The following is a 15,677-nucleotide window of genomic DNA, read 5'->3' as shown; positions in this document are numbered from 1 at the left end:
CCCAATGAAGATAGGATTTATCGATGTTACTGTTACCATGTCGTACGGTGGCATTCAAACGGCTGTTTGGGCGTTAGCTAAGGCGCTGACAGATGCGGGGCATGAAGTCCATATTTTCGGTGGAACTGGCGATATTCGGCCTGCATTAGGCGAAAGAAATATCCCTATTCATATTTTTCCATTTATTCCCAGAGAACGCGTGTTTAACATTGGACGCCGTTTCCAACGTATTGTTGAACGTTATTCTTTTGCCCGTCATGCCCGTGCAACAGTTATTGCTGAAAATTTTGATTGGGTGATTTTGACTAAGCCTTTTGATTTTTTCTGGCCCAGAATGATGCCTGAAACATCCCATACCCAGTTTTGTTATATGAGTGGTGGAACCAGTTTTTTTAAAGGGGATCGGGTATTGGGTAAAAAAATATCTGCATGGGTTGCATGTAGCCATTTTAATGCCTGGCAGATTCAGCATCATTTTAAGCAATTTCCCAGTATCATCTATAATGGGGTAGATATCGATAAATTCAAACCATCTGACTCGGATGTCCGAACTCGATTAGATATCAATGAGAAAACGTTCCTGTTAACGTTTGCTGGCAGGTTGGTTGGTTGGAAAGGCATGAAAGTCGCCATTGATGCAATGGCTTTGTTGCGGAACAAGGATGTAAAATTATTAATTATTGGTGAAGGTGAAGATTTGAAATCGCTTAAAAAGCGGGTTTCTACTTTGCAGCTAGAAAAATCCGTCATTTTTCATCCTTCTGTTGGTCATGATCAATTACCTGAATTTTATGCGGCGGGTGATGCCGGGATTTTCCCCAGTATTGGTGATGAAGCATTTGGTATTACTATTGCTGAAGCGATGGCGTGTGGACGGCCTGTGATTGCCAGCTATATTGGTGGAATACCGGAAGTGGTTGGTAATGAAGGCAGTGCTGGTATTTTGGTGACACCGGGTGATGCTATGGCTATTGCTGAGGCGGTAAATCATCTTTTATCTTTGCCGGATAGAGGCGAAAAGATGGGGAAATCTGCCCGCCAGAGGATTGAATCGATGTACACTTGGGAACATTCTGCTAGCCGTTTATTGAACGCCATAAAAAATAATGAAAATTGCGTATATTGATCCTTATCCTGTACCTGATTATCGGGTTGCATCACTACAAATTTTACAGAATGTAGATGCTTTTGCTCGTCAGGGGCATCGTGTTTTCCTGATTACCCCAAAAGGCCAAAGCCAGGTTGAGGAGATTCTTGGCAGGTCATTGCCACCTTCTGTGGAGCTAATTGCCCTGCACGATATACGCAGAAAATGGTATTTTCCGCTAAATACTCAGAAACTGTTTTATTTGCAAGTTTCGCGCTGGCTTAAAGAGCATCAAGTTGATGCCCTTTTTACCCGCAATATTAAAATGGCGAATTACCTGTTGTGTAATCATCCAGATACTCCTCATTTCTTTGAAAGCCATGAAGTATTTTCTCAGTCTTTTAGGGAATCCCATGATTTGCTCAATCGTAGAAACCAACGTAAGTATCATAAACTGAGAAAAATTGAGCAGCAGGTTTATGCGGATTCTAAGGTTGTTTTTGCCCTTACTTCACTATTACGAGAAGATATTTATAAGCAATACGGTGTCAAAACACCGATTGTTGTGGCTCCCGATGGGGTTGATATGCTGGCAGTTGAATCGGTGAAGCAGACAATTACCGGCAACGATGACAGCAATACTCTTCCTAAAAAAGTACTTTATTTGGGCAGCTTACATCGTTGGAAAGGTATCCCAACGGTAATGAAAGCCATGTCTTACCTGGATAACGTTGAACTGAATATTGCTGGTGGCACTACTGAACAAATTGAGCGATTGCGGCAGACGGCTAAACAGATTGGTGTCAATGATAAAATTAATTTCCTTGGTTTTGTCCAACCCAGAAAACGCTTTCAGGTTATTGCTGGTAGTGATATTTGTGTTCTGCCATTGACGAAAACCAGTATTGGCAGCCGCTATACCTCTCCTCTCAAGCTTTTTGAATATATGGCTATGGGTAAGCCTGTAGTTATTTCTGATTTTCCTTCCATTCGTGATGCCGTTGATGAAAATGCAGTAAATTTTGCTGATAGTGAAGATGCAGCGAGTTTTGCTGAACAAATTCAATGGCTGATTCATCATCCCGCTGAAATGATGGCTAAAGTTGACTATTCCCAACGGCTGGTTGCAGAACGTTTTAACTGGGATCAGCGTGCGAAGTTAATTATGGGCGTGATAGCGGAAAGATTGTCTCAGTGAATATCTTGCCCTGTTATCTCAATTAAATCTGGCTGCAAATGATACATGAAAACGGTATTGTAATCTGCTTAGATGCAATATTCTCAGAAACAATATCGTAGATAACGTATTCAAGGGGGTGGGTATGCCGGAACTACCAGAGGTGGAAACCAGTCGCAGGGGGATTGAACCTCACCTGGTTGGAAATGTGATCCAATATGCTGAGGTCAGAAATTCACGTTTGCGCTGGCCTGTTTCTGCGCAAATCATGGCGCTTTCAGACAGGCCTGTGCTGAGTGTCCAACGGCGGGCAAAATACTTATTGCTTGAGTTGCCGGAGGGCTGGATTATTATCCACTTGGGAATGTCTGGTAGCTTGCGTGTCTTGTTGGATGAACAACCCCCGGCAAAGCATGATCATGTCGATTTGGTTATGGCTGATGGTAAAATTCTCCGGTATACCGATCCCCGACGTTTTGGGGCATGGTTATGGAGCGACACTCTTGATGAGTGCTCTGTACTTGCTCATTTAGGTCCTGAACCTCTTTCTGATCAATTTGATGGTGAATACCTTTACACGGTTTCCCGCAACAAAAAAATGGCTGTCAAACCTTGGTTGATGGATAACAAAGTTGTGGTTGGGGTTGGGAATATCTATGCCAACGAAGCGTTGTTCGTTGCTCATATCCTGCCTGAACGTCCGGTGAATTCATTAACGCAGCAAGAAGCCTATCTCTTGGCCGATATAATCAAACAGATTTTACGTCGTTCCATTGAGCAAGGTGGTACGACCCTGAAGGATTTTCTGCAATCTGATGGCAAACCGGGATATTTTGCTCAGGAGTTGTTTGTCTACGGCAAGAAAGGTGAACTTTGTCCCGTATGTGGTGAGAAAATCGAGTGTGTAAAATTGGGGCAACGCAGTACATTTTTCTGTCGTCAGTGCCAGCATTAAACGGATTGGGGGCAGAGGATAATTGCCCCGCCTGATTGTTATTTGCCTAATTTCTTTAGCATTGCCTGTGCAGCTGGCTCTGACAGGAAAGATGAAACGTCGCCATCATGACGAGCAACATCCTTGATTAAGGATGATGAGACAAAAGACAGCGTTTGGGAAGGCAATAAAAAGACACTTTCCAGCTCAGGCATAAAGTGTCGATTCATATTGGCAAGTTGCCATTCATATTCAAAATCGGAAACAGAACGTACTCCGCGGATTAAGATGTTAGCCTGCTGCTTTTTGGCAAAATTGACCATCAGTTCGCTAAATCCAACCACATCGACATTTTCCAGATGAGCCGTGACTTCTTTTGCCAACGTGACACGCTCTTCCAAACTGAACATGGGACTTTTTCTATCACTATTAGCGATAGCCAATAGAACATGGTCAAACATGTTTGCGGCACGAGTAACAATATCAAGATGACCGTAAGTGATAGGGTCAAAGGTGCCGGGATAAATCGCTTTTCTTTTCATCGTGGTTTTTTACCCTTTGCCTGAATCACTTCCCAAAGTGCAGCGTATTTATTGAATGTATATTGAGCATTTACAATTGCCAATATCAGGCCTTGCTTACCGTCCAAAAAACCTGCCCTTAATAGCCAGGTTTTGAGAAATGCGCCCAGCGTATGGCTGATTATAGAAAAATAACGGATTTTTTTGCCTTGATCGTAGCGGTGCTTCGCCCAATCTCTTGCATAATTTAACTGTTTTTGCTGGAACTCCATCAGGTTACGGCAGGTCAAGTGACGCAGGTCTCCCCTGAGCGTCACGATAGATACGCCTTGAGTATCAAGGGATTCGTGAACCTGATTGTTATTGTATTGGTAACGTTCACGGCAATAAAGGCGGATAACCCTATCAGGATACCAGCCACTGTGTTTCATGAATCGGCCCATAAACAGATTGAGGCGTGCACAGCTATAGACTTTATTGTCATCAGGATTTGCCAGGACTTGTTCAATGGATGCTCTTAGTTCTGGCGTTACGCGTTCATCGGCATCAATCATAAAGATGTAATCACCGCTGGCATAGGATTGTGCGAGCTGCCGTTGCCGCCCGAAGCCGGGCCATTGGGCATTTGAATAGACTTTTGCACCCATTTCGCTGGCTATTCGGCAAGTGGTATCGGTACTGCCGGAATCCAGGATGATGATTTCATCCGCCCAATCCACAGAAAGCAAGCAATCGGCAATCACATCAGCAGCGTTTTTGGTGATCATGACAACGGACAGGCGTTTTTTGGCAATCATCAATGGCTCCTTGGCGGGAGGTAAGGTTCCAGTAATTTTAGCAAGCGTTGAAGTGCCCCTTGGTTTTCATGCAGGACTTCTGCGGCGTGGTGGCCGTAATAGCGTCGGTAATCTTCGTCTGTCAGCAGGCTATTGATAGCTGAACTTAATGATGGGCTATCCGTAACAGTAATCAATCCATCCGCTTTATGCAGCTTGGCACAAATATCTTTAAAGTTGAATGTGTGTGGACCCATGATAACAGGAATGGCGTGGGCCGCCGCTTCCAGTGGGTTATGTCCTCCGCGTTCTATCAGGCTCCCTCCGACAAAAGCCAGATCAGCTATACCATACAGGAGCATCAATTCGCCCATCGTATCGCCAATCACCACTTGCATATTAGTGTCAGGAATAGTGCCAGCACTGCGTAGTATCGCGTTTAATCCCGCTTTTTGGGTTAACTCAGTGGCCTTACCAAAACGTTCAGGATGGCGGGGTACTAGAATCAACAGCAGATCAGGAAATTGTTTAAGCAATTTGCAATGCGCATCCAGAATTATCGTTTCTTCCCCATCATGGGTGCTGGTTGCTATCCATACAGGGCGATGAGGTGCCCATTGGCGGCGCAATGTGACGGCTTTTGCCGCGAGTTCTGGTGTAACAGAGATATCGAACTTAAGGCTACCCGTCACGGAGAGCTGGGAACGTCTCAAACCCAATTCGATAAAGCGGTCACCATCTTCCTGAGTTTGTGCGGCGATCAACGTGATTTTATTTAAAATGGTTTTGATAAAGCTGCTAATTTTCTGATATCCCTCCGCAGAGCGGGCAGATAGCCTTGCGTTGGCGATAACCAGCGGGATTTCCCGTTGACGTAACTGGGTAATCAGGTTCGGCCATAGTTCGGTTTCCATAATGATCACTAACTTGGGATTGACGTGATCCAGAAAACGTTTCATTGAACCTGGCAGGTCATAGGGAAGATAGACATGGTTAACATCATTGCCGAGGGCAGACAGAACCCTTTCAGAACCTGTCGGTGTCATGGTTGTTATCGTAATGGGTAAAAAAGGGTAATGGTGCCGCAAGATCCGTACGAGCGGAATGGCCGCCAATGTCTCTCCAACAGAAACGGAATGCAGTAAGATCCCACCGGGTGCCACCTTTTTAGCGCAGAAGCCATAGCGTTCTCCCCAGCGTTTGCGGTACGCAGGCGACTTACGGCTGCGTAGCAGCAGACGTAACCAGATAATGGGTTGGATAAGGTAGAGAAGTACCTGATATAAGCGAAGCAACATTCTATCAAATTCACTGACATAGACTGCGGATATAGTACCACATTGGCTTGAAGAAAGTGTGTAAAATGCGGATATGTTGTGCACCAATGAATATACTTGATATCTAAAGATGGAAGGCGGGAGTTGCTGTCTTTAGAATATAATTAATAAAATTTCTGAATCAATCGAGAATATTGGAAACACAATGGGTAAACTATCCCCTGGGTTTAAAAAGATTCTGATCATAAAACTAAGACATCATGGTGATACATTGCTTATCACACCAGTTGTGAATACGTTGAAAGAAAATTTTCCTGATGCTGAGATTGATGTCTTACTGTACAAAGCAACAGAGCCAATGTTGATGAATTTCGCTCTCGTATCCCATATTTTTTCCGTTGATAGACAATGGAAAAAGGAAGGTATAAAAGCTTATATCACCCATCATTGGCGTTTACTGAATCAGTTGAGGAGAAGAAAATACGACATCGTCATTAACCTTGCTGATCAGTGGTATAGCGCCCTGGTATCTAAGATTTCTCGTGCCCCAACCCGTATCGCCTTTGATTTTCCCAAGCGACAAAACTGGTTATGGAAAGTCTGTTTTAGTGATTTGGTTTCTACTGAAGGAGAAGAATCTCTACATGTAGTTGAGCAGAATTTATCAGCACTGAAACCGATTAATCTTTCCAGTATCAATTTCGATGTAACAATGAGTTATAGTGAAGACGATTGGCATAAAGTAGCAAATCTTTTACAGATGGGTGGAATTCATCATCATTATATCGTTATCCATCCGGCATCACGTTGGTTTTTCAAGTGTTGGAATGATGAGAAAATGAGTGAAACCATTAATGCTTTGCAAGCAGATGGACATTCAATTGTGGTGACATCAGGAACGGAACCACGGGAAAAAGAGATGGTGGAAAAAATTTTATCTACCTGTAGTCAGAAAAATATTGTCTCTTTAGCAGGCCAGATTACGTTACCTCAGCTTGGGGCACTAGTTGCCCATGCCAAGTTGTTTATTGGTGTTGACTCTGTTCCTATGCATATGGCTGCTGCACTGAAAACGCCTTGTATTGCATTATTTGGACCCTCTAAATTAGCTTTCTGGAGTCCATGGCATGCTAATGGGGAAGTGATTTGGGCGGGGAATTACGGTAAATTACCCGATCCTGATGATATTGATACCAAAACAGATACTCGTTTTTTGGATCTTATCCCTACTGATGTCGTAATTACTGCTGCCCGGAGATATCTATCATGAAACCTATGCGCCTTGCTATTGTCCGGCAAAAATATCGGCCTGATGGAGGAGCGGAACGTTTTATTTCCAGGGCACTTGAGGCATTGGACAATGGCAGTTTGGAATTGAATGTAATTACTCGCTCTTGGGAAGGGAGTCGCAATCCTAATTGGCATGTACATTTAGCAAACCCGTTTAAATGGGGTCGGATTAGTCGCGAGAAGAGATTTGCTGACACTGCCAGATTCATTTGGCAAAAGGAGAAATTCGATATCGTTCAAAGTCATGAACGCATTGCCGGATGTGATGTATACCGAGCAGGGGATGGTGTTCATCAACGTTGGTTGCAGCAAAGATCACGGATCTTGTCATCCTGGAAAAGCAAATTGCTTTTTTCTAGTCGTTATCATCGTTATGTCATGGGAGCTGAAAAAACAATGTATCTCTCCCCTGAATTAAAAAAGGTTATTTGCAACTCTCAGATGGTTAAACGTGAGGTGATGGAAGATTTTGGTCTGCCCGATGAGAAAATTTCTGTTATCTATAATGCCATTGATCAGTCACAATTTTTTCCTGTTGGGGAAGCTGAACGGCTCGCGCTACGGCAAAAATATGCTATTCCTGCACAAGCAAAATGTTTTGTGTATGTTGGTTCTGGTTTTGAAAGAAAAGGATTGAAAGCTGCGATAGAAGCTATCAATATGACGGATGCTTATCTGGTTGTGGTTGGCCAGGATAAAGAAGAAAGTAAATATCAGCAGTTTGCCAACTCGCTTGGTTGTCATGAACGAGTTCGATTTCTGGGGGTACAGAAAAAGACATTACCATTTTATCAAATGGCAGATGGATTATTATTACCAACATTATATGACCCTTTCCCGAATGTTATTTTGGAAGCTATGGCATGTGGCTTACCTGTCATAACGAGTAACACATGCGGGGGCGCTGAATTCATTGTTTCAGGTGAGAATGGTTTTGTGTGTGATGCCCTCGATATTTCGGCTTTGGCGGAATCTATCTCTTTAGTGCCAGCAGACCATTTGACCAGTAGGATCTCAATGTTATCAAAAGAGAAAATAGTGAACCACACTCCTGCTTATTTGTCTCAGCAACTTATGGAACTGTATAATAAGGTGCTTTCCTTATGAAAGGGCATATTTTATTTATCATTGATGGATTACCGGGAGGAGGAGCTGAGAATGTTACAATTCGTTTGTGCCGTGGCTTGCAACAAAAAGGTTTTGGTATTACCTTGTTATCTCTCTCTGACAGATGTGAATATCCGATCCCAGATCATGTTGAATTAATCATTAATGCTGATGAATATAGAGGGCCTTTTAGAAGACAGACCGAAATTGTTCGCAGAGCTAAATCTATGGATAAAGTTTTGGCTAAAGTCTTTCTTCAAAAAGGTACACCTGTATTGGTGATATCTAACTTACATAAAACGGATCGTATTGTTGCAAAATCTAAGATATTGGCCGAGCTAAATGTATGGTTTTGTATTCACGGTGTGTTTTCAAAATCGTATCTTGATAATAAAACAGGGTTATCTCATTGGATTAAAAAATTGAAAATCCAACGTGTTTATCAAGATCGTAACTTAATTTGTGTTTCTGATGCTGTTGGTTTGGATTTGAAAGAAAAATTATCGTTGACCCCTAAAAAAATGGTCACTATTTATAATCCATTTAATCTGATTGAAATTAAAAATCATTCTTTGGAAACAAATCCCTATTCGGATGAGAATTATTTTCTTCATTTAGGGCGTTTCCACAATGTAAAACGTCACGACCGCCTATTGGATGCTTTTGCCAAAGCTGATCTTCCCTGTAAGTTGTTGATTGCGGGTCAGGGGGATGATGGTATGACTAAAGCAATTAAACAAAAAATTGAGGAACTTGGCTTACAATCTAAAGTTTTTCTAATTGGTTTTTTAGTGAATCCATTACCTGTAATACGAGGAGCTAAAGCTGTTGTATTAAGCTCTGATAGTGAAGGGTTAGGTAATGTTTTGATTGAAGCGTTGATTTGTCATACACCTATTGTCAGCACGAATTGTCCTGGTGGTATTAGTGAGATTATGGTGGGTGAGTTGGAACAATACAAATCTGAACTGACTTCTGGGTCATTAGCAGAAAAAATGCGGCTGGTTTATCAAAATCCACCAATCATTACAGAAGATATGTATAAAAAATTCGATTTGGAAATTGCGCTTAATCGTTATTTAAATTTGATACAGCAATAAGTATTACTAGAATTATTCTTTGAGAAGTTTTAATGATTGATAAAAAATTAAAAAAATTACGTTCAATAAACAGAAAGAAAAATTATTTATTTAAACAATTAAAATTTAATCTTGCTAAAGTTTTTATTGACACATGGAAGGTGAATGAATTTCATGTTGATAGTATAAAAAAAGTTCTTTTTTTACGAGATGATAATAAAATTGGTGATATGATCGTTTCTACTCCCATATTCAGAGCATTATCTGAGGGAGGATTTGAGTTACATGTATTATCAGGTTACTCTAATTACTGTGTTATTGAGAAGAATCCATACATAGATAAAGTTTACTTTTATCCAGATAAAACTAAAGAGATAATAAAACTCGGCTTGACATTAAAAAAAGAAAACTATGATCTTGTAATTGATATGGGAGATCAACTCCCTGTTATGTATCTATTGTTTATACGACTTGTTAATGCTAAAAATGTATTAGGGTTCAATAAAGATAAAATAAATATATATAATAAGAGTATAAAGTATTTTCAATACGAATCCCATATTACTGAACGATATAAATTTCTTATGAATAGCATGGGGATTTATGACTTTAATATGCAATATGATATACATATTCCGAACTCTGTTCAGAGTAAGGTTTATGATTTTTATGTAAAACTTCCAGGGAGATTAACGATTGTTATTAATCCTTTTTCCGCTGAAGAAAAAAGAGATCTTTCAAAAGAACAACTGATGGGAATAACGTCTTATATTAGTAAATCATATCCATCAACTAATGTTATATTGGTTGGGAAGACTAATAAACTACTAAACACGCTTTCATATTTAAATAGATGTATAATTAATCCATTTGATGATTTTCTTTCTGCTGTGGAAATTATAAAACATTCTGATTTGGTTATTTCACCAGATACATCAATTGTACATGTGGCTGCAGCATACGAAAAAAATACAGTCGCATTATATGGCAATGACAAGCATGGAAATTTTGTTAACAACAATGTGTGGGGACCAGGAAATAAAAATGCTATTCAGTTAACTCAAAATAAAATTAATAGTAAGATTAGTGAAATACCATTACATATTATTTTTGACACGATAGATTTTTTCTTAACTAGGCTGACTTTATCATGAATAAATCTGCATTTATCATCACAATTGATACTGAAGGTGATAATCTTTGGCAAAATAGTGGTCAGATCTCAACAAAAAACACGCATTATTTGCCAAGGTTTCAGAATCTCTGTGAGCGTTTTGGCTTCAAACCCGTTTGGTTAACTAACTATGAAATGGCAATGGATGGTAGCTATATCGAATTTGCCAAGGATGTGATCGCCAGAAATACGGGTGAAATCGGTATGCATTTGCATGCCTGGAATAGTCCACCTATTGTCCCTCTTACTGATGATGATATGCACTATAAACCATATCTGATTGAGTATCCTAAAGATCAGATTAAAGCAAAAGTTGATTTAATGACCCATCTTTTGGAAGATAAGCTCCAGACTAAAATGTTAAGCCACCGTGCTGGGCGCTGGGCATTTAATGAGTATTACGCACAATTATTAGTGGAATATGGATATCAAGTAGATTGTTCTGTTACACCAAAAGTTAATTGGAACTTTACCAAAGGTGATCCTAATGGAAATGGTGGAACAGATTATAGCCGTTTTCCTGATCATGCTTATTTTATGGATTTGCAGGATATTTCCAAAGAAGGACATTCTCCGTTATTGCAAGTCCCGATGAGTATTCAATATAAGCACTCTGCGGTTATGAACTTTATTAAGCAGAAATATGATCGATTGAGAGGAAAACAGCGTTCTCCATCGGTTAATTGGCTGAGACCAAAAGGTGAGAATTTGGCGCAGATGAAAACCGTTGTCCAACAAACTTTGTCTAATGGCAGTGACTATGTTGAATTTATGTTGCATTCATCTGAGTTTATGCCTGGTGGAAGCCCAACCTTTAAGAGTGAAGAGCAAATTGAACAGCTTTATCAGGATTTGGAAGGATTGTTTGGATTTTTGCGGCCTTTGGTAAAGGGGATGACGTTGGCCGAGTATTATAGATTGAAATGTAAATAATGAATGTTTGTTTTATGTGTCTTGAGCACAAATTTCATTGTGGACTTTTTATACCCATCCAACTTCAAGATGCGTGTTATATTTCCCGCGCAGCGGGGAAATATAAGGCATCGCGTTGTCTTGCGGATTGCAACTTGAAGTTTATTGAGTATAAAGTTAAATTATGAGGTTTTTTATTAAACGAGATGTTTTTTTATAAGTATTAATTTATTGAGGTATATGATGTTTAAAAGAAAAATAATGATAGTTGGTTTTGAACTCGGGGGGTTAGGTGGAACAGAAACAGTATGTAAAAAATTATATAATCTATTAAATGAAGATTCGGATATAAACTTTGTCTTTCTTAAGCAAGATAAGGAGAAAAAGAACCATGATTGGTTAAAAGACGTACCTTTCTCTATATTAGAGTGTTATCAAAAAAACACTCCTTTACGTAGATATATCTTCTCGTATCAATTGGCTAGGATAATAAAAAAACAAAATCCTGATATTATAATTTCAATTGATGCTATTAGTTGTTATATTTCTAATGTTGCTAATAAGTTAGTTTTTAGAAAAGTGAAAATATTCTCGTGGATACATTTATCCCTTTTTACTGCATATAAAGCAAAGTTTGTGTTAAAAGCAGAAAATCATTTATCTATTAGTAATGGTAATACAGAATATCTTATTAAAAATGGAGTTAGTAAAGACAAGATTTTCACTATATTTAATCCATTTTCGAGACAAGAAAAAACTATATTAAGACCCCAAGATGTAACAAAATTCATTTTTATAGGACGAGTTCTTGCAAAAGAAGGAAAGAATCTGCAAGAAATGTTCAATGCATTATCTATGGTAATAGGTAATTGGGAGTTACATATAATTGGTACTGGTGTAGTCGATGATATAAAATATTTAAAAAAACTGTCAGATAACTTGAATATTAACCAGAATATATTTTGGCATGGTTGGATAAAGGAACCTTGGGATTTCGTTCAAAAAAATGTTGTTGAAGTTTCAGCGTTACTCTTAACTTCAAAAAATGAAGGTTTTCCTATGGTTTTAGGAGAGGCTATTTCTTATGGTATTTATTGTATTAGCTCAGATTGTCAAACAGGAACAACTGATATTATAAAGCAATATAAAAATGGTGAATTATACCCAGTTGGGAATGTTAATGAATTATCTTATATATTGCAAAATATAATTTCAAAAAAAGAACTTCCAGAGTATAATGAAATTAAAAATACAGTAAATGACATATATGATGAAAGGTATATTTTGAGAATTAAATCGATATTAAATGTTAATGGTGAATAATTTTTTATTTTTCTATGAAGTGTAATGTTATTTTTTATCTATTTTTTCTGGCGACTCCAATATAAGATAGAATAATTTTTTTTATGATTTGATTTTAATGAAATAGTATTTTATGGGGTATTATGGAAAAGTTAAAAGTACTTCTTTCAGGATGGAAAGAATGCAATTTTGAACAGTATAAAGAAGCGCATGCTCTTTTTGGCGGATGTACATTAACACATCCCAATATTGTATCTTTTTTGGATAAACATCTTGATGGGCAGTTTGGTTTTTATATCAAAAAAACAGCATCTGGCGTTAAGGGTGCCTGTTTTTCTTTTAAAAACAAAAATCTGATTGAAGAAATGCAAACCAGATACCCAGTTTCATATGATGAAATTGTTTTCCCTATCGCAACAGATGTAAAATTATTTTTACCTATAAAATCGAAGAGATTATCACCTATTCATGAAAATAATTTTATCAATACGAGTTATAGGTCTCTTTTCAGTAAGCGCCAAATCTGCCTAATCAAAGACAGTTTTTCTTATAAAACCCGCCGCAATCGTAGCAACGAGATCAATAAATTTAAGCGTGCAGGAGGAGAAATTCGCTCTTCAAGTGAATTCAGCGCAGAAGAGTTGGTGGATATTTATATCGATCTGTACCAAAAGCGCTGGAATTACAGCCACTCGGAAGAACAGAAAAAGCATCTCCTTGAAATATACACTGAGCTTCGTGAGCATATATTTGGCAATGTGCTGCTGATTAACGGCAAGCCTTGTGCTTACGATCTTGTCTTGTGGGCAGAAAGCCCCAAATGGATCTCCTTTGATGCCATTAATGGGGGTTATGAACCTGAGTATGCCCATCTCAGCATTGGCAGTATCTTGATGTGGGTGAATATCCAAGAAGCAAAAGCACTGTGTCAACAGCAAGACAAAACTATGCGTTACTCTTTAGGTAACCCTACGTTTGAATACAAAAATCGTTGGTGTGAAATATTCCCACTAGGCAGAGTGCTTTTTTAATGTATCCTGCAAAAGCAGCATAACTTCCCCTGAAGTAATACCCTGCATCGTATTATCCGCCGATTTCAGGGGATGTTGCTCTTTGCCATATCCACCGATCAAACGAGGATCAGTCGGCCCAAATAGCGTAATATTGGGTCGATCAAGTGCCGCTGTAAGATGGCTTAATCCTGTATCAACGGAAACTACAGCTTGTGCCCCCGCAATAACATGTGCAACTTCGGCCAGCGTTAGTTTTGGCAGAACATCAACATGGGAAAACCCTTCCGCTAGCCGTAATGCCCGCTGATATTCATGTTCAGTGCCCCAAGGGAGTTTAATGCGCATACCCGTTGCCCGGAGATCTGCGATAAGCCGCTTCCAATGATTTTCAGGCCAATGTTTTTCATCGCGCGTTGTTGCATGAAGAAAAACGAGATAGTTATTTTGGCTACTGGTTTGCTGGTGCAAAAAATGGCAGGCGATGGCGTAATCACCTTGCCCTGACGGTTTTTTATAGCCCAGGCTCTCAGCAAATAAAGCTCGGGTGCGTTCAACCGCGTGTTGTTGCTTGCTGACAGCATGACAATGATCGTAGAAAAAACTGGCGATGGGTTCACGAATACTTTTTCGATCGTAACCATGTTTTGGGCCATGTGCCAGTCTGGTTACCAAAAAAGCACTTTTTAACAGACCTTGCGCATCAATGATGGCGTCATATTGGTGTTGTTGTAGTTGTTGCCGGAATCGTGCCCGTTCTTCACGAATATCTTTTCTGAACCAATTTTTTCGCCAACGGCGAATAGCCACAGGGATCACATTTTCGACCGCATTGTGCCAGGTTGGAATTTGGGCAAATCCTTCTTCCACTACCCAATCAAATTGAATGTCAGGAAACTGCTGTTTTGCATCAGTTAATGCTGGCAGAGTATGTAACACATCCCCCATCGAAGATGTTTTTACCAGTAAAACACGCATTAATTTTGCTTCTCCGCCTGTAGCCGTTTTTCTAATGAAGATAGAACCTGTTCAGGTTGAATATCGATCAGGCTTTGGTGATAGCCGCCGTCGCTGTCGCCTTTTCTGATTTTGTGATAGCCCGTAATCAGGCGGAGCACTTCAGCCTTATTTGATAGTGGCGGGGTAAAATCCGGGCTACTTGGTCCATATAATGCTACCAGAGGACGGTTTAAGGCCGCCGCTACATGCATCAAACCTGAGTCATTTGTGACGATGGCGTCACAGCCGGCGATGACATTTACCGCTTGTTCAAGCGAGGTTTTTCCTGCCAGATTGAGACAATCTTCGCGGGCATCATCGCTTAAAAGTGCGCGAATATCTTCACCTGCCGGATGATCTTTGTCAGAACCAAACAGCAAAATTTGATAGCCTTTTTGGGTAATTAACTTTTCGGCAAGAGCGGCATAGTGATAATGTGGCCAGCGTTTGGCTGGGCCGAACTCAGCACCAGGGCAGAAGCCAATAATAGGGCGGTGATCAGAGATATTGAAGGCTGAGGTTGATTCTGCAATATCTTCGTCATTGACACTTAATCGCGGCCATAACAAAGATTGTGGAAGATCATCGGCGCTACGTATATTTTTCCCTTCATACGCGAGAGCGACATAACGTTGAACCATGAGTGGAAACGCACTCTTATTCAGGACTCGGATATCATTTAGCAACCCGTAACGCATCTCGCCGCGCCAGCCTGTACGTAGCGGGATATTGGCGAAGAAAGGAACCAGCGCAGATTTGAATGAGTTGGGCAATACATAAGCACGATCGTATCTATTTTCACGCAATGCCAGACCGAGGCGTCGGCGTTCACCCAAGGCAAGGGCACCATGACCCAGCGGCATAGCCAATGCCTGATGCACTTCTGGCATTTTTGCCAGTAATGGGCGACACCATGCAGGTGCCATCACATCAATTTCCGCACTGGGGTACAACGTTTTCAAAGTACGGTAGAGGCTTTGTGACATCATCATGTCACCCACCCATGATGGGCCGATCACCAATATCTTCATA

15 protein-coding genes are annotated in these 15,677 nt (G+C 40.1%); 10 read left to right on the top strand and 5 right to left on the bottom strand.

The window, feature by feature from the left end:
* Positions 1-4: 4 nt before the first annotated feature.
* The 3 genes from ABLA76_RS07450 to mutM all read left to right on the top strand — a co-directional run bounded on the left by ABLA76_RS07450 (position 5) and on the right by mutM (position 3,219).
* Positions 5-1,126 (top strand): glycosyltransferase family 4 protein, encoded by a 1,122-nt coding sequence (locus tag ABLA76_RS07450; RefSeq protein WP_348987446.1) that lies wholly within the window; start codon positions 5-7, stop codon positions 1,124-1,126.
* Positions 1,107-2,285: a glycosyltransferase family 4 protein gene (locus tag ABLA76_RS07445; RefSeq protein WP_047771562.1), complete on the top strand. Its 1,179-nt coding sequence runs from the start codon at positions 1,107-1,109 to the stop codon at positions 2,283-2,285. The genes ABLA76_RS07450 and ABLA76_RS07445 overlap by 20 nt, the downstream gene beginning before the upstream one ends.
* Positions 2,286-2,409: 124 nt before the next feature.
* Complete coding sequence (gene mutM, locus ABLA76_RS07440; RefSeq protein ID WP_047771563.1) at positions 2,410-3,219, top strand: bifunctional DNA-formamidopyrimidine glycosylase/DNA-(apurinic or apyrimidinic site) lyase; 810 nt, start codon at positions 2,410-2,412, stop codon at positions 3,217-3,219.
* A gap of 38 nt (positions 3,220-3,257) precedes the next feature.
* Here mutM and coaD read toward each other — a convergent pair whose 3' ends face one another.
* Genes coaD through waaA form a run of 3 tightly spaced genes read right to left on the bottom strand, consistent with a single transcriptional unit; the run spans position 3,258 to position 5,793 of the window.
* Positions 3,258-3,740 (bottom strand): pantetheine-phosphate adenylyltransferase, encoded by a 483-nt coding sequence (gene coaD, locus ABLA76_RS07435; RefSeq protein ID WP_348987445.1) that lies wholly within the window; start codon positions 3,738-3,740, stop codon positions 3,258-3,260.
* Positions 3,737-4,516: a glycosyltransferase family 2 protein gene (locus ABLA76_RS07430; protein WP_348987444.1), complete on the bottom strand. Its 780-nt coding sequence runs from the start codon at positions 4,514-4,516 to the stop codon at positions 3,737-3,739. The genes coaD and ABLA76_RS07430 overlap by 4 nt, the downstream gene beginning before the upstream one ends.
* The gene (gene waaA / locus ABLA76_RS07425; protein WP_348987443.1) at positions 4,516-5,793 is read right to left on the bottom strand and encodes a lipid IV(A) 3-deoxy-D-manno-octulosonic acid transferase; all 1,278 of its coding nucleotides are present in this window, start codon (positions 5,791-5,793) and stop codon (positions 4,516-4,518) included. The genes ABLA76_RS07430 and waaA overlap by 1 nt, the downstream gene beginning before the upstream one ends.
* A 184-nt stretch (positions 5,794-5,977) precedes the next feature.
* On the opposite strand from waaA, the gene rfaQ reads away from it, so the two are divergent.
* The 7 genes from rfaQ to ABLA76_RS07390 all read left to right on the top strand — a co-directional run bounded on the left by rfaQ (position 5,978) and on the right by ABLA76_RS07390 (position 13,667).
* Positions 5,978-7,042 (top strand): putative lipopolysaccharide heptosyltransferase III, encoded by a 1,065-nt coding sequence (gene rfaQ / locus ABLA76_RS07420; protein ID WP_348987442.1) that lies wholly within the window; start codon positions 5,978-5,980, stop codon positions 7,040-7,042.
* Entirely contained in the window at positions 7,039-8,169 is a 1,131-nt protein-coding gene (locus ABLA76_RS07415) for a glycosyltransferase family 4 protein (RefSeq protein ID WP_348987441.1), read from the top strand. The genes rfaQ and ABLA76_RS07415 overlap by 4 nt, the downstream gene beginning before the upstream one ends.
* Positions 8,166-9,269 (top strand): glycosyltransferase, encoded by a 1,104-nt coding sequence (locus ABLA76_RS07410; RefSeq protein WP_348987440.1) that lies wholly within the window; start codon positions 8,166-8,168, stop codon positions 9,267-9,269. The genes ABLA76_RS07415 and ABLA76_RS07410 overlap by 4 nt, the downstream gene beginning before the upstream one ends.
* Positions 9,270-9,301: 32 nt before the next feature.
* Positions 9,302-10,402 (top strand): glycosyltransferase family 9 protein, encoded by a 1,101-nt coding sequence (locus tag ABLA76_RS07405; RefSeq protein WP_348987439.1) that lies wholly within the window; start codon positions 9,302-9,304, stop codon positions 10,400-10,402.
* Positions 10,399-11,355 carry a polysaccharide deacetylase family protein gene (locus ABLA76_RS07400; protein ID WP_348987438.1) on the top strand — a complete coding sequence of 319 codons (957 nt, stop codon included), beginning with the start codon at positions 10,399-10,401 and terminating at the stop codon, positions 11,353-11,355. Before ABLA76_RS07405 ends, ABLA76_RS07400 begins: the two co-directional genes overlap by 4 nt.
* Positions 11,356-11,574: 219 nt before the next feature.
* Positions 11,575-12,657 carry a glycosyltransferase gene (locus ABLA76_RS07395; RefSeq protein WP_348987437.1) on the top strand — a complete coding sequence of 361 codons (1,083 nt, stop codon included), beginning with the start codon at positions 11,575-11,577 and terminating at the stop codon, positions 12,655-12,657.
* A gap of 122 nt (positions 12,658-12,779) precedes the next feature.
* Positions 12,780-13,667, top strand: a complete 888-nt coding sequence (locus ABLA76_RS07390; protein ID WP_348987436.1) for a GNAT family N-acetyltransferase — start codon at positions 12,780-12,782, stop codon at positions 13,665-13,667.
* Here the strand turns inward: ABLA76_RS07390 and rfaC are convergent.
* Both rfaC and rfaF read right to left on the bottom strand, forming a co-directional pair.
* Positions 13,647-14,624, bottom strand: a complete 978-nt coding sequence (rfaC, locus tag ABLA76_RS07385) for a lipopolysaccharide heptosyltransferase RfaC (protein WP_348987435.1) — start codon at positions 14,622-14,624, stop codon at positions 13,647-13,649. The genes ABLA76_RS07390 and rfaC overlap by 21 nt on opposite strands.
* Positions 14,624-15,676, bottom strand: coding sequence for an ADP-heptose--LPS heptosyltransferase RfaF (rfaF, locus tag ABLA76_RS07380; protein ID WP_348987434.1), 1,053 nt, complete (start codon positions 15,674-15,676; stop codon positions 14,624-14,626). The genes rfaC and rfaF overlap by 1 nt, the downstream gene beginning before the upstream one ends.
* Position 15,677 lies beyond the last annotated feature (1 nt).

The organism is Xenorhabdus sp. SGI240 (genome assembly GCF_040081915.1).
GTDB lineage: Bacteria > Pseudomonadota > Gammaproteobacteria > Enterobacterales > Enterobacteriaceae > Xenorhabdus > Xenorhabdus bakwenae.
The sequence above is the reverse complement of the archived record's forward strand: the minus strand, read 5'-3'. Positions and strand labels throughout refer to the sequence as shown.